Origin of the sequence: Clostridium sp. YIM B02506, from assembly GCF_022324845.1 — a bacterium.
GTDB classification, from domain to species: Bacteria; Bacillota; Clostridia; order Clostridiales; family Clostridiaceae; genus Clostridium_T; species Clostridium_T intestinale.
In genome coordinates, this window is record NZ_JAKGTG010000007.1 from 48,340 (window position 1) to 70,080 (window position 21,741).

The 21,741-nt window shown below is 31.8% G+C and carries 18 protein-coding genes and 1 riboswitch; of the genes, 7 read left to right on the plus strand and 11 right to left on the minus strand.

What is annotated here, in order from left to right; translation table 11 throughout:
• Positions 1-16 precede the first annotated feature (16 nt).
• The gene (locus L1S49_RS07685; protein ID WP_238903360.1) at positions 17-310 is read right to left on the minus strand and encodes a hypothetical protein; all 294 of its coding nucleotides are present in this window, start codon (positions 308-310) and stop codon (positions 17-19) included.
• Between the two features lie 323 nt (positions 311-633).
• Between L1S49_RS07685 and L1S49_RS07690 the strand changes: the two genes are divergently transcribed.
• Positions 634-1,707: a 2,3-butanediol dehydrogenase gene (locus L1S49_RS07690; RefSeq protein WP_073021463.1), complete on the plus strand. Its 1,074-nt coding sequence runs from the start codon at positions 634-636 to the stop codon at positions 1,705-1,707.
• Positions 1,708-1,754: 47 nt separating this feature from the next.
• Positions 1,755-2,783, plus strand: a complete 1,029-nt coding sequence (locus L1S49_RS07695) for a 3-oxoacyl-[acyl-carrier-protein] synthase III C-terminal domain-containing protein (RefSeq protein ID WP_181601570.1) — start codon at positions 1,755-1,757, stop codon at positions 2,781-2,783.
• A 61-nt stretch (positions 2,784-2,844) separates the two neighbouring features.
• On the opposite strand, the gene L1S49_RS07700 is transcribed toward L1S49_RS07695, so the two are convergent.
• From L1S49_RS07700 to L1S49_RS07720, 5 genes are all read right to left on the minus strand, one after another.
• Complete coding sequence (locus L1S49_RS07700) at positions 2,845-3,204, minus strand: hypothetical protein (RefSeq protein WP_238903361.1); 360 nt, start codon at positions 3,202-3,204, stop codon at positions 2,845-2,847.
• A 56-nt stretch (positions 3,205-3,260) separates the two neighbouring features.
• A complete protein-coding gene (locus tag L1S49_RS07705; protein WP_238903362.1) occupies positions 3,261-4,886 on the minus strand; it encodes a thiamine pyrophosphate-binding protein in 1,626 nt (541 codons plus the stop codon).
• A 16-nt stretch (positions 4,887-4,902) separates the two neighbouring features.
• Positions 4,903-5,334 (minus strand): GAF domain-containing protein, encoded by a 432-nt coding sequence (locus tag L1S49_RS07710; RefSeq protein ID WP_238903363.1) that lies wholly within the window; start codon positions 5,332-5,334, stop codon positions 4,903-4,905.
• A gap of 35 nt (positions 5,335-5,369) precedes the next feature.
• The gene (locus tag L1S49_RS07715; protein ID WP_238903364.1) at positions 5,370-6,686 is read right to left on the minus strand and encodes a methyl-accepting chemotaxis protein; all 1,317 of its coding nucleotides are present in this window, start codon (positions 6,684-6,686) and stop codon (positions 5,370-5,372) included.
• A gap of 144 nt (positions 6,687-6,830) precedes the next feature.
• Positions 6,831-6,914, minus strand: a riboswitch (cyclic di-GMP riboswitch).
• A 1,004-nt stretch (positions 6,915-7,918) separates the two neighbouring features.
• Positions 7,919-8,680, minus strand: coding sequence for a DeoR/GlpR family DNA-binding transcription regulator (locus tag L1S49_RS07720; protein ID WP_238903365.1), 762 nt, complete (start codon positions 8,678-8,680; stop codon positions 7,919-7,921).
• A gap of 184 nt (positions 8,681-8,864) precedes the next feature.
• Here L1S49_RS07720 and L1S49_RS07725 point away from each other — a divergent pair, with 184 nt between their 5' ends.
• The 3 genes from L1S49_RS07725 (at position 8,865) to L1S49_RS07735 (ending at position 13,636) form a co-directional block, all read left to right on the plus strand.
• Positions 8,865-9,767: a glycyl-radical enzyme activating protein gene (locus tag L1S49_RS07725; RefSeq protein WP_238903366.1), complete on the plus strand. Its 903-nt coding sequence runs from the start codon at positions 8,865-8,867 to the stop codon at positions 9,765-9,767.
• A 5-nt stretch (positions 9,768-9,772) separates the two neighbouring features.
• Complete coding sequence (locus tag L1S49_RS07730; RefSeq protein WP_238903367.1) at positions 9,773-12,166, plus strand: glycyl radical protein; 2,394 nt, start codon at positions 9,773-9,775, stop codon at positions 12,164-12,166.
• A gap of 96 nt (positions 12,167-12,262) precedes the next feature.
• Positions 12,263-13,636: an MATE family efflux transporter gene (locus tag L1S49_RS07735; RefSeq protein ID WP_238903368.1), complete on the plus strand. Its 1,374-nt coding sequence runs from the start codon at positions 12,263-12,265 to the stop codon at positions 13,634-13,636.
• A gap of 195 nt (positions 13,637-13,831) precedes the next feature.
• On the opposite strand, the gene L1S49_RS07740 is transcribed toward L1S49_RS07735, so the two are convergent.
• Both L1S49_RS07740 and L1S49_RS07745 read right to left on the minus strand, forming a co-directional pair.
• Entirely contained in the window at positions 13,832-14,506 is a 675-nt protein-coding gene (locus L1S49_RS07740) for a hypothetical protein (protein ID WP_238903369.1), read from the minus strand.
• Positions 14,499-15,047 (minus strand): sigma-70 family RNA polymerase sigma factor, encoded by a 549-nt coding sequence (locus L1S49_RS07745; protein ID WP_238903370.1) that lies wholly within the window; start codon positions 15,045-15,047, stop codon positions 14,499-14,501. The genes L1S49_RS07740 and L1S49_RS07745 overlap by 8 nt, the downstream gene beginning before the upstream one ends.
• 247 nt (positions 15,048-15,294) lie before the next feature.
• Between L1S49_RS07745 and L1S49_RS07750 the strand changes: the two genes are divergently transcribed.
• Positions 15,295-17,592 (plus strand): collagen-like protein, encoded by a 2,298-nt coding sequence (locus L1S49_RS07750; protein ID WP_238903371.1) that lies wholly within the window; start codon positions 15,295-15,297, stop codon positions 17,590-17,592.
• A 262-nt stretch (positions 17,593-17,854) separates the two neighbouring features.
• On the opposite strand, the gene L1S49_RS07755 is transcribed toward L1S49_RS07750, so the two are convergent.
• Positions 17,855-18,082 carry a DUF4177 domain-containing protein gene (locus L1S49_RS07755; protein ID WP_238903372.1) on the minus strand — a complete coding sequence of 76 codons (228 nt, stop codon included), beginning with the start codon at positions 18,080-18,082 and terminating at the stop codon, positions 17,855-17,857.
• Between the two features lie 234 nt (positions 18,083-18,316).
• Here L1S49_RS07755 and L1S49_RS07760 point away from each other — a divergent pair, with 234 nt between their 5' ends.
• Complete coding sequence (locus L1S49_RS07760; RefSeq protein ID WP_238903373.1) at positions 18,317-18,790, plus strand: MarR family winged helix-turn-helix transcriptional regulator; 474 nt, start codon at positions 18,317-18,319, stop codon at positions 18,788-18,790.
• A gap of 469 nt (positions 18,791-19,259) precedes the next feature.
• Here L1S49_RS07760 and L1S49_RS07765 read toward each other — a convergent pair whose 3' ends face one another.
• Entirely contained in the window at positions 19,260-19,415 is a 156-nt protein-coding gene (locus tag L1S49_RS07765; RefSeq protein ID WP_238903374.1) for a hypothetical protein, read from the minus strand.
• 254 nt (positions 19,416-19,669) lie between these two features.
• Entirely contained in the window at positions 19,670-21,709 is a 2,040-nt protein-coding gene (locus tag L1S49_RS07770) for a TniQ family protein (protein WP_021800258.1), read from the minus strand.
• Positions 21,710-21,741: the final 32 nt, after the last annotated feature.

The window sequence follows — 21,741 nt, forward strand, 5'->3', positions numbered from 1 at the left end:
ATCTACCTATTTAATCTTACTTATTTTTCTTTTTACCTTTTTTATTATTTTTATTATTTTTGTTCTCTATAACAGGCTCTTTAACTTCTTCAACTTTTGGAGCTTTTTTCTTTTTTATAAAATAAAGTACAACCTTTACTGCACCTATAGCTAAAAGTAAAATCCCTATTCCAGATTCAACAGTTATAGTTCCACCATTTTTCATCTTACCTGAAAAATATAAAATAACTCCTAAAGAAAGATAAAATAATGCAGGTAGTTGAGTACTTTGTTTCTTTTCTTCATTATTGTTTTTCTTATCCTTTTCCATCTATTTCCCATCCTTTTAAACTATATAATATTAACATTATATCACAGCAATTTATTTTTAAAAGGTTTTCATGTATTTAATTTTACTTATAATAAACCTTCACATTTACTTTTACAAGTCTTAAAATTATGTTTAATCCTTAAACTTAGAAACTTGTAAAATTTTAGTTCTTTTTGTATTCTCAATACTTCCCACACTAAATTAGTTAAATTATTTTTTAAATTTAATCAAATTTTCATAATAATCTTAATACTATTTTTCCTTTTTTTATGATATAATTGTACTTAAAATTACATATATTTCATCTTTAGGAGGATTTTATTATGAAAGCAGCTTTTTGGTACAATAAGAAAGATATGCGAATTGAGGAAATCGACGAACCAAGTGTCCCTAATGATTCAGTAAAAATCAAAGTAAAATGGTGTGGAATTTGTGGATCAGATTTACATGAATATGTAGCAGGTCCTATTTTGATTCCTACAGAACACCCTCATCCACTTAGCGGAAAAACTGCTCCTGTAGTTCTTGGGCATGAGTTTTCTGGTGAAATTGTTGAAGTAGGCAGTAATGTATCTAAACTTAAAATTGGTGATAGAGTTGTTGCTGAACCTATGATAGTTTGTGGCAAATGTCCATCATGTCTTGAAGGTAAGTATAACTTATGTACAAGCTTAGGATGCCATGGACAGTGTGGTACTATAGGAGGATTTTCTGAATATAGTGTACTACCTGAAAGATTTGTACATAAAATTCCTGATGAATTATCTTATGAAAGAGCAGCCTTAGCTGAGCCAGTAACTGTTGGAATGCACTCAATAGATAGAGCAAACTTCAAAATCGGACAAACTGCCTTAGTTCTTGGAGCTGGTCCAATTGGTCTTGGAACTATAGAATGCTTAAAAGCAGCTGGAGCAAGTCTTGTAATTTGTTTTCAAAGAAAATCAGTAAGACAAGAATATGCAAAACGTGCTGGAGCAGATATAATTCTTGATCCAAACGAAGTTGATGTTGTTTCCAAGATAATGGAGATTACTGGGGGAGTAGGAGTAGATGCTGCTTTCGAAACAACAGGTTCTGAAATAGGCTTTACAACTGCTTTTAACAGCATTAAATCCGATGGAACACTTGTTATTACAAGCCTTTGGGAAAGCGAAGTAAAATTCAATCCAAACTTCTTAGTATTTTTCGAGAAAAAAATTGTAGGTACAATGGGTTATAGAAATAATTATCCAACTACAATAGCTCATATGAATAATGGAAATATAAAAACTGAAGGATGGATAACTAAAAAAATTCACCTTGATGACATAGTTGAAGAAGGATTCGAAACACTATGTGGTCCTGATAAAAAGAACCATGTAAAAATCCTTGTTACCCCAGATAAATCATTGTTATAAAAACTTACTAAAAGAAAAATATAATAATAAACGTGAGGTGTCGCATAATGGAAAATAATCAAAAATTTCTTAATGTAAATATAATAGGAGTAGGAACTTATCTTCCTGATAATAAAGTAGATAATGAATATTATATTAATCACTTTAAAGAATTAAAAGGAATAGACATTACAGGCGCTTTAGAATCTATAGGTAGAGATTACAGACATATCTCCACAGATTTAGATGAAACAGTTATAACTATGAGTACAGAAGCAGCTTTAATTGCTCTTAAAGAATCAAATACTAATCCAGAAGAATTAGATATGGTTGTTTTCTCTACAGATAGTCCTGAATTTACAACTCCTACTAATGCAATTAAATTAGTAAATGCTATTGGTGCAAAAAATGCTAAGTTAGTATATGATATTAACGCAAACTGTTTAGGTATGACTCTTGGTTTAGATCAAGTAAGCAGGACTATGAAAACTAATAAAAGATTTAAAAAAGCATTAATAGTAGGAAGTGTTCTAATAAGTTCAATAGCTAGAAAAGATGATTTCCTTACATATGCAACCTTTGGAGATTCAGCTTCCGCAGTGGTATTAGAAGCTGTTGAAGAATCTTACCAAAGAGGAGTTATTGACTCTGTTTCTTATACAGATTCAGATCAACATGCAACATCTCAAAGCCCAATTAATGGATTCTCAAGATATTTAAGAACTGATGTTACTGATAAAGAAGAGTTAAAATGGTTCTCTTATCCTGTAGAGTCTGCTAATTATCCAAGCATATGGTCAGACATGATAAAAGATTTACTTTCTGAGCATCAAAAAACACAATTTGATATAGATTTTTTTGCTCTTCCTCAGTTTACTGAACCTCTAATAACTGATACATTAAAAGCATTAGATATAGAAAATATAGAAGAACACTATAACTTTGTTTCAAGAAATATAGGTTATACTGGTACAAGCTGTGTTATTTTCTCAATTAAAGATGCTTTAAATAAAGGAAAAGTTAAAGAAGGCTCTAACGTAATATTTGTAGGATCTGGTGTTGGTTTTTCAACTATGGCACTATACTATAAATTCTAATTAGATATATATGAAAAAAGAGAACCAAGATTCTGGTTCTCTTTTTTTATGTATGATTTTATTAAATCTTAGCTATAGCATCTTCATAAGATTTTACAAGTATAACTTGTCCCATGAAATCATTAGAATCAGCTCTCTTATTTTGCATGTTAGTTATAGCACTTTCTGGAACTACAAAGAATTTATTCTTAAATTTAGTTACTGTGTATATTTCCATTACTGATTGTAATACATCAACAGCATCTGCAGGAGTAGTTTTTACTTCTTTTGAATCGATTATTAAATTGTATGATGCTGTGTTTACACTTCCAAAAGTATCTTTTAACTTTTGAAGTATTTCTAAAGCTTCTGCTCTAGCGATCATTCCTTTACAAACTACATAGATTACACTTTTCTCTTTGTTTAATTCGATATTATTCATTTAACTCTCTCCTTTTAATTAGCAAATTATTTATATAAAATATATTTTAATATATTTTAATTCTTTAATGATTTAAGTCTATCCATAATTGGAGCTGGTTCAGTTCCATCTGTTATTATCTCAATAACACAAGGCCCATTTAAATCTTTAGTAAAATCATCAATCTTTATTATGTCCTCAATGCTCTCAATTCTCATAGATTTTACTCCAACTGCATTCATCATATCAGCTATTGAAACTCTCTCTTGTTTAAATACTTCTAAACTTCTGCCATATAAAAACTTATGACCATGATCAACATAAGCAAGCATTGAGTTGTTGATTATAAAATATATAATCGGCATATTATTTTCCTTAGCAGTTAAGATTTCTGTTCCATTCATAAAGAATGAACCATCGCCTGAAAATACAGCCACAGGTCTGTTTTCTTCTACTAAATATGCTCCAACTGCTCCACCTATTGCTGACCCCATAGCAGCATAGTTAAGATTCACTTCAAAATTTCCTTCTTCAGGTATGTTTAAATATTTGAACACAAAGTTCATATGCTCTCCTAAATCAGATAGATAAAGGGTATTTTTAGGAACAAATTCTGTGATTCTATCTAAAAATAATCTTAAAGAAACACCTGTATGATTTTTTACATAATCACCATTAAGTTCTGGTCTAATCGCAGGCTCTTCAGCGGATTTTTGTGTATTTTTAATTAACTCAGGTACTACTTGTCTTAGATCTCCATGAATTTTTAAATCTTCATCAAAAACTTTACCAAGTTCTTTCTTATCCCAATCAACGTGAATTACTTTTTTACCTTCTATAAGTTTAGTATTAAAGTTACATGTTGCTGATTCACCAAGGCTTGTTCCAAGAATTAGTAAACAGTCAACATCTTCTGAATAAGCTAGATTTAACGCTGCATCAGTACTTGAATATCCAAAATTACCATAATTCAATTTATAGGTAGAAGGTATAACCCCTTTTCCTTCTGGTGTAGTTATAATTGGCCAATTAAGATGTTTACTTAATTCAACTACTTCATCTCCAAGCCTTCTACATCCTTTACCTACCATTATTACTCCATGTTTAGAATTATTTATTATGTCCCTAGCTTCCTTAATATCATTAAGATTAGCTTCGATAATCTTATCACTTGGATTCGAAAAATCCCAGTTTATATCTTCTTCAAACTGCATAAGCTGAATATCTAATGGTATAGAAATATGCACAGGTCCATGTGGCGGCGTAAGTGCAATAGTTATAGCTTTCTTAAGACCCTCTATAACCTTATTTTCATCAAGAATAGTTTCACTATATTTTGTAATAGGTTTTAATATGTTTTCTGTATCAAGTTCTTGCAGTGCTCCTTTACCTATTTGCCAGCGGTTAACATAGCCTGAAATAATAAGAACTGGTGCTTTTGCTCTTGCTGCATCTGCAATCCCATTGATCATATTATTAACTCCTACTGCTCCCGCTACTATGCAAACTCCTAACTTTCCTGATATATTTGCATATCTAGCAGCTGCATATGCTGCCCCTGCTTCATTTTTTGTTACTATAGGCAATATATCTTCATCATTCATTGCATCGTAAATTGGACTTACTGTTCCCGCAGGAATACCAAAAACATGCTTAACATCAGCTGCTTTTAAACACTTCAATATTGAATTACTTATTCTCATCTCAAATTCTCCTAACTTATAGCTTATCCTTGTAGTCATTTACTAATTTTACACACTCATCTATTTCTTCTTGAGTAAAATTATGAACTTCATTAATAGATACTGTACATACTATTCCTTCAACTTCATCATTTTTGATTACAGGTATAATTAAATTGCTATCTAATCCAAAGAAAAAGAAAGCTTCTGAAGATCTAGTATCATTTTTTGTGTCTGAAATAGCAACATAATCTTTAGTTCTTACAATTTCCTGTAATATAAAAGTATCTTTTATATATACGGGATTTCCATAATGACCACTTTTCCATTTATCAATACTTAAAGTATCAGTACTTGTCTTATGAATAGGATTAAGTTTTCCTTCTTTGATTTGATGGTACGCAACATCCTTTAAACTTGTTACTTTGCTTATTTTCTCAAATAATTCATCTAAAATATCATATGCCATAATCTAACCCTTTCAACTACCTTTTTATGTATTAATTATTTTTCATCTAACAGTACCATAAGCTCTTTCCATCTTCCTGATATAGCTGATGTAACTGTAGTGATTTCCTCTGTTCCTGCGGCTAATTCTTCTATGCATCCTTTAACCTCTTCAACACCTGATGCTATCTGTTGTATGCTTGCAGATTCCTGCATTGTTGTAGCAGATATTTCTTGAACCACACTAGTTAATTCGTCTACAGATTCCATAACTTCTCTACGAGACTCATCTTGAAGCCTTGTGCTTTCTGTTACTGAAACCGCATATTGGTTAGTTTTGTCTACTACAGATAGTATCTTACTAATAGAATCTCCACTAGCTTTAACTAGAGACATTCCAGTTTCTAGCTCCTCAAGTCCTTTATTTGACTTGTCCACTGCTTCTTTAATATCTAATTGTATTTTTCTAATTATATCCGCAATGTTTGTTGTTGCATCCTTACTTCTATCTGATAATTCCTTTATAGATCTTGCAACAACTGCAAAACCTCTACCATATTCTCCAGCTCTAGCAGCCTCAATACTTGCGTTTAGTGATAACATGTTAGTTTGATTAGCTATATTTTTTATAACTTCGATTATTTTACCTATTTCCTCAGCTGATTTACCTAATACAACTATAGAATCAGCCAAATCTCTTATTCTAGTTGAAACATTATTCATTTCACTAATTGCAGTAGTAATTATCTCATTACCATCGTTAACGGCAACTCTTGCATTACCTGATTCCTTAGTAAGAACTTCTGCTGCTTCTGCAACCTCAGCTATAGAATCAGTTAATACGCTTATTGTTGCATGTATGGTTGATACAAAATCTGAAGCTTGTTGAATATTCTCTGCTGTCTGTTCTATTCCACTTGACATCTCTTCCATAGAAGCCGATAACTGTTCAATACTTACTGCTTGGCTTTCTGTGAAATTTGATAACTCACTAATTGAAACACTAACTTCTTCTGTACTACTATTTAATTCCCTACAAATTTCTAAAGCTTCATCATTATTTTTTGCTTTCGAAATATCACTTATCTTTTGCTCTTCTAACTTTTCTTCTTCATTTTCTTTATTAATCGATTTATTATTTTTCTTATTTGAGATAATCATAAAACAAACATAAAAAATAATTGCTATTAAAATACTAACTAATAAAGAACTAACAGATATGTTTCTTAATCCAATGCCTGATTCTGCATTAAAATATCCTAAATCCTTAAGCATAGCCATTCCTCTAAGATAATTAAAAACAGCTTGAATTAAAATGATTGCAAATGTACTACCTATCCAAAGTAAAATCATAGACTTTTTTGAATTTTTCAAGTTATTTCCTCCCATAGCCAATTTATTTTAATTGTATATTTTAATACAATGACCTTTACTTAACATTCCAAATTTTCATAAACTTTGAATTTAAAAATCAAAAAAAAGATAACACTAAGAAATGCTATCTTTGACATGCATTAACTTAGCAACCTGGCAATCATAGGATAACCCGTTAGACCCATAGCTTTGCGTCCTTACTTTTCAATAAGTTTGCCTTTTTAAGTTTTTAAAGAATTTCACTATTTAAGTATACCACAATTTCTCACAATTACAATAAATTACGAAGGATATTTTGGAATATTAAGTATTATTTTGTCAGTATTTAATATTTAATGTAAATTTGTCGATTATTTATCATTTATTTTAGGTTAAAGTCTTATTTACATTCATCACCAAAAGTAATATTATTTCTTTCTTCGTAAGCATTATTATATACTTTAATCTCTCCATATGCTCCAATAACTAAGCTTACTGAATTAGATTTATTTTTTATTCAACTAAAAGGATTAGACTGACGCTGGGAAGAGCGTCTACCGAATATAGGTTAAAAGGAATCTAATGAAGGCCGAGGAGCGCCTTCTACAGAATAGTAGTGTACGCTTTCCTTCTTTACTTCTCTATGGTTATTCTACTAGTTAAAAGGATTTTAATGAAGCTGGGGAACGCTTCTACAGGGCATAGGTGCAGTTATTCTACTTTATGGTTATTCCACTATACAGCTATTCCACTTTATGGTTATTCCACTATACAGTTAGTCGACTTTATGGTTATTCTACTATACGGTTCTTCTACTTTATGGTTATTCTACTATACGGTTCTTCTACTATATAGCCTATAGCCTAATTGGATTTTATGATGCTGAGGAAGATAAGGAATCTAATGAAGGCTTAGGGGCGCCTTCTACAGAGCAGAAGTTAAAAGGATTAGACTGACGCTGGGAAGAGCTTCTACAGATTAGCGGTGCAAGTCTCATTAAATTCCTTCTTATTTTATTCAAATAAATGATTTGATGAAGCTGGGGAACGCTTCTACAGGGCATAGGTGTACATCTCTACTTCCCTACGGCTCTCCTTCTCTAAAGTTCTCCTTCTTTCCTTCTCTATTCCTCTACTTCTTTACTCCTCTACAGTTTCATAAAATTCCTTTAGATAACTAATTTTAATTTACATACAAAAATATCCCTATACTGTATCTGCGATTTTACAGTATAGGGACTTTTCATTTATTAATTAAATTATATTAATTCCACTTTCATCAAGTATTTTAATTATACCTTTATCAGGTTTTTCTTCAGTAATTATAGTGTCTATATCTTCAAGCTTTGCGAAGTTATAGGAGCCATCTAAGTTAAATTTCTCATTTTCTATTAACGCATATACCTTTTTTGAGTGATTCATTATTGCCTTTTTTGTATTTCCTTCTTCTAGATCAAAATTACTTAGAGTGCCTTCATGTACATTAACCCCACAGCTTCCTATAAAAGATTTATCAGCTCTGTATCTAGAGATATTTTCAATAGCTGTAGAACCTATTACCCCTCCTAGGGTTTTATTATATGTGCCTCCAATACAAAGTAGTTCAGTCTCCACATTATCATTAATTAATGCAGATATCTCTACCATATTTGTTACTAGAGTAACTTTTTTATTTCTTTCTATTATTAGTTTTGCTAAAAGATAATTAATACTTGATATGTCTAAAAATATTACTTCTTCATCTTTGATTTCATTGAATGCTTTCTCTATCAATGTATTTTTTATGCTGGTATTTTTTATAAGTCTTGTTTGGATACTTGAACTCTCACTTTTTCCTCTTTCAAGAATAGCTCCACCGTAAGTTCTCTTCAACTTTCCTTCCTTCTCAAGTCTTTGCAAATCCTTTCTAATTGCAGGTTCAGACATATCAAATCTTTCGCTTAAATCTTTGACATATACTCTTCCCTCTTCTTTTAATATATCTATAATCTTATTTAATCTCTCTTCAATAAACATTTTCCAACCACCTTAATTGATACTAAGTAATAACAATTGATATACCCTATATTTTATAGCATAAGCAAGCAAAAATAAAGATTTTTCTCTATTTATGAATATTGACCTTTGGTATTATATAACGTAAAATGATAATAAATAGTAATAATTGATACCAAATATACTGTAAAGGAGATGAATTGTTTTGAGGAGTACTCTAGTATGTGAAATAGAACATTATGCTATCCATGATGGACCTGGTATTAGAACCGTAGTTTTTCTTAAAGGTTGCCCACTTAGATGTCTTTGGTGTAGTAATCCTGAGACTCAGAGAAAAGAAAACGAGCTCTATTACAACAAATCCAGCTGTATAAACTGCGGTGCTTGTATTAAGGTATGCAAAGAAAACGCCTTAAATATTTCAACTGAAGGTATGATTATAAACAGAGATAAATGTACAGGCTGTAATCTTTGTGTAAAGGTTTGCCCTACTTCTTCTTTAAAACTTGTAGCTAATACTATGACTGTTGATGATGTTTTTGATGAGGTTATGAAAGACTCCTTATTCTATAACCAATCTGGTGGAGGCGTAACTATTTCTGGTGGTGAGGCTTTAATGAATGTCGACTTTGTTTTAGATCTTTTTAAACTTTTAAAGGAAAATTATGTGCATACTACCCTAGAAACTACTGGGTTTGGAGATACAGATAAATTAAAAACTTTAAGTTTGTACACAGACCTTTTCCTATTTGACTTAAAACATGTGGATAAGTATACCCATAAAACTCTTACTGGAGTGGATAACTCTCTTATCTTAAAAAATCTTCAGCTTTTAAAAGATTTAAATAAGGAAGTTATTATTAGAATTCCTTTAATCACTAATCTAAATGACAGTATAGAAAATATTCAAAACTCCATAAATATAGCTAAAGAAAATAATATAAAAGAAATTCACCTTCTGCCTTATCATACTCTAGGTCTTGATAAATATAGACGACTTCAGAAAAATTATAATCTAGACCATATTGATAAGCCTATACCTGAATATCTTAATAAGCTTAAAACTCTCATAGAAGAGTCAAAAATAAAATGTATTATAGGGGGATAAGTATTATGAAACAATATGAAATTAAAAGTGAAAGAATAAAAAAACTAAGAGAATCCGTACTTTCACAAACTCCGATGGTATGCATAGAAAGAGCTAGATTTGTTACAGAAGCCTATAAAGAAAATGAAGCTGAGCCTGTATATATTAAAAGGGCTAGAGCTTTAGAAAAAACTTTAAAAAACATGCACATATATATTAAAGAAGGAGAATTAATAGTAGGAAATCAAGCTTCAGAGGAAAGAACAGCTCCAGTATTTCCAGAGTATGCTGTTGATTGGATGGAAAAAGAACTTTTAGAAAAAGGTAATTTCAACTCAAGAGATGGTGATAATTTTTATTTGCCAGAACAGTATAAAGAGGAACTTTTAGAAATCATACAATATTGGAAGGGAAAAACCTTAAAGGATAAATGTATGGCGATTATGCCAGAAGAGGTTAAAGTAGCATCCGAAATAAAGGTTATCCACGGAGAAGGAAATATGACTTCAGGAGATGGACATATAGTTCCTGATTTTGAGAAGGCTTTAAGATTAGGTTTAAGTGGAATCATAAAAGAAGCTGAAGAAAGATTATCTAGGGTTGATATAAGTGAAAATGATGCTTTTAGAGAAATTGCTTTCCTTAAATCTATTGTTATAGTTAATAAAAGTATCATAGAATTTGGAGAAAGATATTCAGCTCTTGCTTATGATTTAAGTTTAAAAGAGAAGGATGAAAATAGAAAAACTGAACTTCTTAAAATATCAGAAGTCTGCAAAAATGTTCCTAAAAATCCTCCTAAAAACTTCTATGAAGCTGTGCAGATGATATGGTTTGTGCACTTAGCAATTCAAATAGAAAGTAATGGTCACTCTGCTTCTTTAGGAAGAGTGGATCAATATCTCTATAAATATTATAAAAATGATAATTTAGATAAGGACTTTGCAAAAGAACTTCTTCAATGTCTATGGATAAAGCTCTACTCCATACTTAAAATAAGATCAACCTCTCATTCAGGTTATGGAGCTGGATACCCAACTTATCAAAACGTGACTATAGGTGGTTCTAATCCTGATTATTCAGATGCTGTAAATGAATTAAGTTTTCTAATTCTAGAAAGTGTGGGCGAAGCAAAACTTACTCAACCTAACCTTTCTGCAAGAGTTCATTTAAACACTTCTGAGAAATTTTTAAGAGAATGTACTGAGGTAATTTCAACTGGTTTTGGTATGCCTGCCCTTCATAATGATGAGATTATAATTCCTGCTTTATTAAATAAAGGAGTAAGCTTTAAAGATGCCTTCAACTATACTATGGTTGGATGTGTTGAGGTTGCCGTTCCAGGAAAATGGGGATATAGATGTACTGGAATGACTTTTTTAAATCTTCTAAAAGCCTTTGAACTTACTATAAATGATGGTTTAGATAAAAGAACTGGCTATACCCTTTTAAAGGGAAATGGAAGTTTAAAAGATTTTATTGATTATTCTTTCCTATGGAAAGCATGGGAAAAGAATATTGAATATTATACTAAACTTTCTGTAGTATCAGATAAAATAGCAGATACTATGCTTTTAGAATATCCAGATATCTTTTGTTCTTCCTTAATAGATGACTGTATAGAAAGAGCTAAAACTGCCAAAGAAGGTGGCGCTGTTTATGATATAGTATCAGGACTTCAGGTTGGACTTTCTAATGCCGCTAACTCTTTTGCCGCCTTAAAGAAAGTTGTGTACGAGGATAAAACTCTTACCTTAGAAGAGGTCATAAATGCTATAGAAACTGATTTCTCAGGACCTAAAGGAGAAAAGATACGAACCTTATTAGAAAATGCTCCTAAGTACGGAAATGATATTGACTATGTTGATTCCATAGCTTCAGATATTTATGATACCTATATTAATGAAATTTCTAAGTATAAAAATACTAGGTTTGGAAAAGGTCCTATTGGCGGTAATTATGGTTTATCAACCTCTGGTATTTCCTCAAATGTTCCTATGGGTTGTGTTACAGGAGCTACCCCTGATGGAAGAAAAGCATGGACTCCAGCTGCTGAAGGTTGTTCTCCAGTTCAAGGAACAGATATTAAAGGACCAACATCAGTGCTTAAAACTATATCAAAACTTCCTAATATTCTAATGACAGGGGGGCAATTATTAAATGTAAGATTCTCACCTGACTTAATAAATAACGATATAGGATTTCAAAAATTTCTTATGTTTATCAAAAGCTTTATAGCTATAAAAGGATGGCATATTCAATTTAATATAATGTCAACTGAAACTTTAATAAGCGCTCAAAAGAACCCTGAAGAGTATAGAGATATAATCGTAAGGGTTGCTGGATACTGTGCACAATTTATAACTTTAGATCCTACTACTCAAAACGACATAATAAGCCGAACTCAGCAGAGATTCTAATCTATATCCCCTAGAGGCGCTCTCTCATAGTTCAATGAGGCTTAACTAACTTTGATAATATTCTACTTAAGTATATAATTAATATGAGATTAAAATATGCTACGGAAGGATATTATTGAAGGTGCAAAAATGAAGTTTATTCGAAAAGATGTTATTAGCTTAACCCTACCAATATTGGCTGAACAATTATTCGTAATGTCCATGGGAATGATTAACACAATGATGGCTGGTCATATAGGAAAAGAGGCAGTTTCTGCAATTGGTATGGTTGATTCCATAAACAATATAGTAATTGCCTTTTTCTCTGCCCTTGCAGTTGGTGGAATGGTAGTTGTTGCTCAATTCGTAGGACAATCTAACATAAAAAAAGCAAATGCCTCCATGAAGCAAGCTCTTTACTCTTCTATACTTATATCAATATCTATTACTCTACTTATGTTTATCTTTAAGAAACTTATTCTTTCTTTCCTATTTGGCTCTGCTGAAGCTGAAGTTATACGTTCAGCAAATATATATTTATCTATTACTCTATTGACCTATCCCTTAATCACAATGGATCTTATTTGCAACGGAATCTTAAGAGGTGCTGGTGACACTAAAACTCCTATGAAGATAACCATATTTATGAATGTAATGAACGTTGTTTTTACTTTTGCATTTATAAATATTTTTAACTTTGGAATAATAGGCGCTGCTTTAGGTATAGCACTAGCTAGAAGCATAGGTGCCTTTATTGTTCTTGGCGTATTATTAAGAGGTTCAAGTATACTTAAACTAACAGAACTTAAAAAATTTAAATTTGATTTAGCTCTACTAAAACCAATTTTTTCAGTGGGTGTACCCGCTAGTATAGAATCTTTAGTGTTTAATGGAGGTAAGTTAATAACTCAAGTATTTATAGTAGGCATGGGTACAGCTTCTATTGCTGCAAATACTATAACTAGCTCTATTGGTGGAATGCTTAATATTCCTGGAAATGCTTTATGTATAGCCGCTACAGCTTTAGTTGGTCAACATATGGGTAAAGGTGAAACCGATGAAGCAAGCGATACTTTAGGTTATATAACCAAGCTATCAACTGTTTCTTTAATTGCTATGGCTTTAGCATTTTTACCTTTCTCAGGGTTACTTCCTAGATTATATACAAGTGATCGAGAAATAATTAACTTAGCAAGACGTGTGTGTATACTATATTCACTCTGTATTCCTATGTGGTCTATCTCCTTCGTCCTTCCTGCTGGGTTAAAAGGAGCTGGAGATGCAAAATACACAATGGTTACTGCCCTTATAGGAATGTGGTTATTTAGAATTACTCTTGGTTATTTTTTAGGAATCACCTTAAATCTTGGACTTATAGGAGTTTGGAGCGGAATGTTTATTGATTGGACTGTAAGGGGAACTCTCTACTTTGTAAGATTTAAAAGAGGTAAGTGGAAAGAGAAGCTAGTAATAGCAAGACTAGCCTGCTAATAGAAAAAGCTGTCATACTAAACAATTAGTAGGCAGCTTTTTCTATTACCCTAAGGAATATATATTTCTATCAATATAAGAATTTAAGAATATAACAATAAAAGAATATAAGAATATATAGTATTTATGCACCTTGCAAGGAATCTCAATTATAAATTTACTTTTAATATCAGAGTAAATATAATATCAACTTTACTAAGGTATGTTCCTTAAACTCTCCATAAATAATTTAAATGCATCAATCCCTATTCCAATAAAAGCTGCTAGGGCTATAACCGCCATTATCCATAAAAATATTCCAACCTTTGGTCTTTTTATTTCCTCAAAAGAGGAGTTTGTTCTTTCTCTTAAATACTTTATCATATCTAGAAAAATTTCTTTATTTTCTTTTTCAAAAGGTCTTGGAAACACATTTTTTCCATCTTTAAAGTTTAAGGAAATTGTGTCGCACTTCTCCCATAAATCAGTAAAGCTCTCTAAATTATTTATATCATTACTATACTCCTCTAAAACTTCGTAGAAATGATCCAACCTAAAAACAAAAATTCTCTTATTAGTTACAAATAAGCCCATATAAATAGCTACCTTGCCACCCCAATCACCTACATACCTTGCAAATATTTTTTTCTCAAGATAACTTTGAAGAACCATCATTTTATATTTAATACTCTCATCTTTTTCTAAATAACTTTTAACCTTTCTTTCTAATTCTATAAAAGCTATATTTCTTAACACCTTATCATTTTTTATTTTATATAAATCCTCTCCAATAGAATTACTTCTACTAATAGCTTTTTCTTCTAATTTTTTAATTTCTTCTTCACTATATTCAACAGAGTTTAAAAGTTCTAATACCTCTCTATCATTCATTAATCTCACCAACTATCTTTTTTAATTTTTTCCTAGCCCTAGATATTCTAGTATAGATATACTCTTCCGAGTAACCTGCTTCCTTAGATATTTCCTTAATTGAATCTCCTCTAAAATATCTTTTAATAAATATACTCCTATCTTTCTTGTCTAGTGTATTTAGAAGTTCATTAATCAACTCCAAATTTTCTATTCTTTCTAATTCATTTTCCTGATTGCTTACTAACTCATCATCATATTCTAGACTCTGATTATGATTTAAATTTTTCTTCTTAATGTCTATTGCCTTATATCTAGTTATGGCGATTATCCAATTCTTAAAACTGCCTTTGTCTAAGTTAAAACAATCTATATTAAACCAAATTGCTGTAAATACTTCATTATAACAATCTTCTATACTTTCCCTTTCGTAAGGCTCTATTAATATAGTTCCTGCTATATAATATATCAACTTACCATAGATATCCATCAGCTTCATAAGACTTTCTTTATCTCTTTTAATTATTCCATTTATAAGAGCACTTTCATGGTCGTATTTCACTATCATCACCTCTTTTAATGTCCTAATTTCCATTTCATTTATTTATTCTTTAATTAATACACTAATCTGTCATCTATAATAAAATATACACATATATCTTAATTCAAAATCAATATATGTGCATATTTTTTTAAGCAATAAATGTGTATATTTTATTTCACAATCAGTTAAATAAAAACATAATATAACAAGATGATATATTTTTTTTAATAGTATATCTTAATTTTTTAATATTCGGAGGAATACCATGAGTAATATAGCTTTACAAATTGAACGTTTAGCTGGGGGAAATGTAGATTCTGGATCAAGTGTTATATTTGATAACATTGTCTATAGTTCTGGAAATATTTCATATAACTCAGGTACTGGAGTAATAACCTTCAATGAAGCTGGACGATATGTTTTAGATTGGTGGGTAGCCACTCAAACATCTACTAGTCCAAGTTTTGTTGTATTTACAGCAGTTTCATCGCAAGGTGATAATCTTGAAGGAAATTCTCCTACCAAAACTGGAGAGGTTGTTGGAGTTGGTATTGTTGATGTAGTATCTGCACCTGTCACATTAACACTGGATTATACAGGTTCAGGAACTGTTATTCTTGGCACATCTGTGCCTGTTAAGGCAACTTTAGTTATAATACAAGATGATATTGTTGCTACAAGTGCTACCGGTGCTACTGGTATAACTGGTGCTACTGGCGAAACCGGCGCTACTGGCGAAACCGGCGCTACAGGGGCTACTGGTGCTACAGGGGCTACTGGTGAAACTGGCGCTACTGGTGAGACTGGCGTTACTGGTGCTACAGGTGCTACTGGCGAAACCGGCGCTACTGGGGCTACTGGTGAAACCGGAGTTACTGGGGCTACTGGCGAAACCGGCGCTACTGGTGCTACAGGGGCTACTGGTGAAACTGGCGCTACTGGTGAGACTGGCGTTACTGGTGCTACAGGGGCTACTGGTGAAACTGGCGCTACTGGTGAGACTGGCGCTACTGGTGAGACTGGCGCTACCGGTGAAACTGGAGCTACTGGTGAGACTGGCGCTACTGGCGCTACCGGTGTTACTGGTGCTACCGGTGAGACTGGCGCTACCGGTGCTACTGGGGCTACCGGTGAAACTGGCGCTACTGGCGCTACTGGTGAGACTGGCGCTACTGGCGCTACTGGTGAGACTGGCGCTACTGGCGCTACCGGTGCTACTGGCGCTACCGGGGTTACTGGTGCTACCGGAGAAACTGGTGCTACTGGTGTTACTGGTGAAACTGGAGCAACAGGTACTACTGGCGTTACCGGTGCTACCGGAGAAACTGGGGCTACCGGTGAGACTGGAGCTACTGGTGAAACTGGAGCAACAGGTACTACTGGCGTTACCGGTGCTACCGGAGAAACTGGTGCTACAGGTGTTACTGGCGCTACCGGTGCTACTGGGGCTACCGGGGCTACTGGCGAAACCGGAGCTACTGGTGAAACTGGCGCTACTGGGGAGACTGGGGCTACTGGCGAAACTGGGGCTACTGGGGCTACTGGGGCTACCGGTGAGACTGGAGCCACTGGTGAAACTGGTGCTACCGGAGTTACTGGTGCTACCGGCGTTACTGGAGAAACTGGGGCTACCGGTACTACTGGGGCAACGGGCGCTACAGGAGAAACCGGCGTTACTGGTGTTACCGGCGAAACTGGGGCTACCGGTACTACTGGGGCAACCGGAGAAACCGGCGCTACTGGGGCTACCGGTACTACTGGAGCAACGGGCGCTACAGGAGAAACCGGCGTTACTGGTGTTACCGGCGAAACTGGCGCTACTGGTGTAACCGGTGCTACTGGCGCTACTGGTGTTACTGGAGATACTGGCGCTACCGGTGCTACTGGGGCTACTGGCGCTACAGGAGAAACCGGCGTTACTGGTGTTACCGGCGAAACTGGTGTTACTGGAGCTACTGGGGCTACTGGTGCTACTGGCGCAACTGGTGCTACTGGTGAGACTGGTACTACTGGTGAGACTGGGGCTACTGGTGTTACTGGCGCTACCGGCGCTACTGGTGAAACTGGGGCTACTGGGGCTACTGGGGCTACCGGCGCTACTGGGGCTACTGGGGCTACTGGGGCTACTGGGGCTACCGGCGCTACTGGGGCTACTGGGGCTACTGGAGATCCCGGGTTATTATTCAATCAAAATGCAGGATCAATTGCTGTTTTTCCTCCATTAAATACGGAAGTTACAGTAAATACCCTTGCTGTACCTGTAACGATTGGAGAAAATTTGAAAATTGATCTCGCTGTTTCTATTGAAGCCGTTACTACTGCAAATTCTTCACTGACCTTTGAAGTAAGACTATATAGGGATGCAACTTTGATAAGCACAAGAACAATTCAAAGAAATATTTCAGCTGCTGGAACTCAAAGGTTCCCTATGGCTAACACCTTTGTAGATACTGCTGTAGCAACTACTACAAGCACTTATCAAGTTAGAGTAATCTTCACAACTGCAACTAATGTTACTTCGGCAACTGCTCTTAATAGGAATATCAATATAATTACTTTCTAATTTTTCTTAAAATATTAGCGTTCTTTAGTATCAATTACTAAAGAACGCTTTTTTATTTTATAAAACAAAATTTATATTTATGTAGTCTTATCTATTAATTCCTCTTGCTTTAATCTATAAAATCAATGTTAGAAATATTCCATAAACTTTTCCTAATAATAAAAACTCACATACTTCCTTTAGGAGAAAATATGTGAGTTTAGACTTATTATAACCTTTTAACTTATAGGCGAAATTAAATGCATAATTTATAAGTAACAAACTAATTATAGTTATTACTTTTTAAATTAAATAACTGCTTTTTTAATACAACAGAGTCTTCAGGTAATTTTGATGAATTTCCTAAAGATTGAGTTTTCTTCGGCATAATTCCAACTAATTCCCATCCATCTTTACCGTATTCATTTAATTTATCTTCAATAGTTGCTCCATTACCTGCATTTATGAATTCATCAACTGTAAAAACTTTGTATTGCCATTCAGCATTCATAATATCACTCCTTTTTATTTCATATTTATATTTTAATTAAATTTAAAAACTTTCCACTATACTTTATTTTAAAATTATAATAATATTTATTAATTAATATTTATTATTATATACTATTATTGTATTTTATTTCAAGCTTTTATTGTATTATTCCCATAAAAAAATCCATTCATTCCTTAATATTTTAATTTATGATGACTTGACAAAAGCGTATAGCAACCATATACTATTGACATGGATAAATTTATAAATAATAAACATGAAATTGCATATAATTCTCTGAATTTAGCGGTAGCCTTGACTGATCTTGATAAAAAAACTCGCTACTTTGGAACCGATGTACCGATTTTTCACTCTGAAATACATGTAATAAAGGTCATTGCCGAGAATCCTGGCATTCATGTAGGTGGACTGGCCGAGATTCTAGGAGTAACTAAAGGGAGTGTTTCCGAGATTCTTAAAAAGCTAGAGAGAAAGGCTCTGGTTATAAAAGAAATTGATGATCTTAATTTATCTAGATATTCGTTAAGTTTGACTGAAAAAGGTAAAAAAGCTCATAACAACCATATGCTTTATCATTCTGTTGTAAATAATATGGTTGAAGATGGACTACAAAATGCCTCAGAACATGAATTGGAATTTTTGTCAAACTTTTTGTCGACCCTAATAAACAAGGTTAAATTTTTTAGTGAAAATCTTGATGAATAAAATTTTTATGCAAGTGTATGGTTGCTATACACATTCTATTATATTTTAGTTAGGAGGTGTTAACATCAAAAGAAAAAAATCATCAAAGCCATATACAGCTTCTGATAATATTGAAGTGAGTGAGCAGAGATATAAACAAATACTTGAAGCTGATGAAAAGGCTTTATGGGTTATCTATAATTCTTTAGCCTCATGCGTTCCATTGGGTTTTTATCCATATGAATATCCAATATTTCCACCAGCCAACTCTTTTAATAAATAATAAGTTTAAAAATAATAAAATTTATAAATGCTTAAAAAAGTAATATGAATGAACAGTTTTACTTAAGTGTATAGTAACCATACACATTTTACCTATAATTTATTTAACTTTTTTCAACTTCTCTTGCAATAAATTCACTACAATATAAAAAACCACATACTCTCAGTATCTTGAGAATATGTGGTCTATCACCTTATAGTTTCAATATTAACCTATTAATTTTTCTAAATCAGCTATTATTACATTAACTTTTTCAAGTTTGCCTATAGCATAATCTTTTTCTATTAACCATTCAATGCCCATTTCTAAGCATCTTTTTTCCTCTTTATATTCATCTAATAATTCTACTAACTTATTACTCATAAACTCACCCCATATGAATATTTTTTAAATACTTTACACTAATAATACTAATGAATAAAAGTCATTATATTTGACAAAACTTATTGTAATAATAATTATTTATCTTATTTTACAATTCAAGTATTTATTTTATAATTGTGAATTATAATTATAAATGTCACTTAAATTAATGAAAAGCTATAAAATTATAATATTAATTTGACATAAATTATATTTCAAGTTGTCATAAACAGTTTAATTTATAATATCAACTGTCACTTCTTGTATAAATCATTACTTTCTAATAGTTTTCTTGTAAAAGAACCTAACTTTGTCTTACTAGAAATAAAATCACAATTTTTTCCTAATTTTATAGATATACTTCTGATTGTTTCTATTTCTCCATTTTCTTTGCTATGTAGGCAAATACTTTCTATTTGTCTTTTATAGTTTTCAATTTTTAATACTTTCTCGTTTTTATTATGTATATTAATTTTCTGTATTATAGCCTTTTTAAAATTAGGATAATGCCTTTTTATAAAAGAATTTTTTATTTCACAATAGCTGAATACTTCATGTATAGCCACCGCTTTATCCCAGTTTTTGTCTAGGTAATCTTTAAGTCTCTTAATTACATAAATATAATAATCCAGTTTTCTTTTATTTTTTTGAAGCATTATAGATATTTTGACAACTTTAATCAATTCATGTGTTTTTAAAACTTCATATGAAATTCCGGATTCTTTTCTTATGTTTTCATAATTTATATCAATATTATTTATCCAAAAATAATCTATTGTCTTTAGTAACTCTTTCTTCCAATCTTTCTTTTCCGGTCTATATGGTCGTTTTTTTAATGTATTAGTTTTTTCTCTTTCCATTAAAAAATTTTGTACTTCTGGTAACCAAAAATAATAATAAAATTGAAAATAACTCCATCCAAAAATCTTACTAGCTTTTCTACTAGTTAAACAACCCTTATTTAATAAAAATTCAATTTCATCTCTTATATTGTTGGGTACAATAATAGGTTTATTCAATTGAATGTCATCATTAAGTAAATTATTTATAATCAAATATGGAAAAATTTTTGTACATAAATCAGTACTAATACCTAGTAAATTAGCTATTTCTTTTTGATTTTTATTCTTTAAAACTAATTCTCTAACTTTATCTATATTATTAAATAAGTTTTTATTTAAAGGTTCCAGTATATTTTCTGCTAGATTATACCCAAATTTCATATAACACTGAGTACAAATAAATTTTCGAACTACTCCAGTATACTTTGACCGATATTTTCCTAGCATAACAATTTTATTGTTTTTACCAAAATAGTTACACCAGGGTGATAAGCATATAAATGTCTTTATTTTTGTATCTTCTTCTTTAATTAATGAATCAATATATAAACTAGGTATATTCATATTAGGCAAATCGCTCAGCAATATATTATTATTATTTGTTATTTTTCTTAAACTACTAAACGAAATTTTTGTTCCACTTTCATTAGTATTTATGAATTTAATAATATTATCAATTGTTCTTGGATGAAATTCACTTATATTATTTAAGCAAAATTTCTCTTCTTGCTTTTGAGCTATATATAACATAATTATTGCTAGTGACTGTTCAAAATTATATCCTGGGATTAATTTAACTAGTTTATTTCTATAGGTAAGTAAGAATTCCCAATTTTTATATGCAACTTCTTGTTTATCTAAACTTTTAAAATCTTCTTGCTTATTTTTTGACTCCCACAATAATGAATTACAATTATTACATCTATGATACTCCAATGAAGGACCAAAGTATCTTTGTTTTGTATTGCAAATACTACAATTGTTAATTAATTTTATTCTATGTATCTCACAAACCTCAATTTCTCTAATCTGCCAAATCAATTTGTAAATTCCATTCTCTTTTAGACATAATGGACAAAATCTTCTTGCCTCTTTAACTAAATCCCTATTAACATATATTTTATAAGGATTTATATTTGTATCAAAATTTATATTTAGTACATCAAATATATTTTTAAATGTCGCACTTTCAATTTCCTCTCTTGATTTATTAAATAAAAAACATATATCTTTTTCATTTAATATTCCAAATGGATAAATATCAATATTTGCTGCTATCTTGAAATAACTTGCTCTAGTATCTTTTATTTTATAGTGAATATTATAGGTTAATACTAAATATTTTAAAAATTCTCTGCAATCAATATTCATAGCTCTTGCTGATCTCATAATATATCCACTAAACGACTCTCCATTAATAATATTTAATCTTACTGGTAACCTTACATCCATAAAACTCCTCCCACTAAAAATTATTTTAGTTA

Bases quoted from the DNA above. Each gene is read 5' to 3' on its own strand.
- L1S49_RS07700 (WP_238903361.1), bottom strand. From the start codon at position 3,204: ATGAATAATATCGAATTAAACAAAGAGAAAAGTGTAATCTATGTAGTT.
- L1S49_RS07705 (WP_238903362.1), bottom strand. From the start codon at position 4,886: ATGAGAATAAGTAATTCAATATTGAAGTGTTTAAAAGCAGCTGATGTT.
- L1S49_RS07765 (WP_238903374.1), bottom strand. From the start codon at position 19,415: ATGAGTAATAAGTTAGTAGAATTATTAGATGAATATAAAGAGGAAAAA.
- L1S49_RS07685 (WP_238903360.1), bottom strand. From the start codon at position 310: ATGGAAAAGGATAAGAAAAACAATAATGAAGAAAAGAAACAAAGTACT.
- L1S49_RS07760 (WP_238903373.1), top strand. From the start codon at position 18,317: ATGGATAAATTTATAAATAATAAACATGAAATTGCATATAATTCTCTG.
- L1S49_RS07690 (WP_073021463.1), top strand. From the start codon at position 634: ATGAAAGCAGCTTTTTGGTACAATAAGAAAGATATGCGAATTGAGGAA.
- L1S49_RS07720 (WP_238903365.1), bottom strand. From the start codon at position 8,680: ATGTTTATTGAAGAGAGATTAAATAAGATTATAGATATATTAAAAGAA.
- L1S49_RS07770 (WP_021800258.1), bottom strand. From the start codon at position 21,709: ATGGATGTAAGGTTACCAGTAAGATTAAATATTATTAATGGAGAGTCG.
- L1S49_RS07730 (WP_238903367.1), top strand. From the start codon at position 9,773: ATGAAACAATATGAAATTAAAAGTGAAAGAATAAAAAAACTAAGAGAA.
- L1S49_RS07735 (WP_238903368.1), top strand. From the start codon at position 12,263: ATGCTACGGAAGGATATTATTGAAGGTGCAAAAATGAAGTTTATTCGA.
- L1S49_RS07755 (WP_238903372.1), bottom strand. From the start codon at position 18,082: ATGAATGCTGAATGGCAATACAAAGTTTTTACAGTTGATGAATTCATA.
- L1S49_RS07710 (WP_238903363.1), bottom strand. From the start codon at position 5,334: ATGGCATATGATATTTTAGATGAATTATTTGAGAAAATAAGCAAAGTA.
- L1S49_RS07695 (WP_181601570.1), top strand. From the start codon at position 1,755: ATGGAAAATAATCAAAAATTTCTTAATGTAAATATAATAGGAGTAGGA.
- L1S49_RS07750 (WP_238903371.1), top strand. From the start codon at position 15,295: ATGAGTAATATAGCTTTACAAATTGAACGTTTAGCTGGGGGAAATGTA.
- L1S49_RS07740 (WP_238903369.1), bottom strand. From the start codon at position 14,506: ATGAATGATAGAGAGGTATTAGAACTTTTAAACTCTGTTGAATATAGT.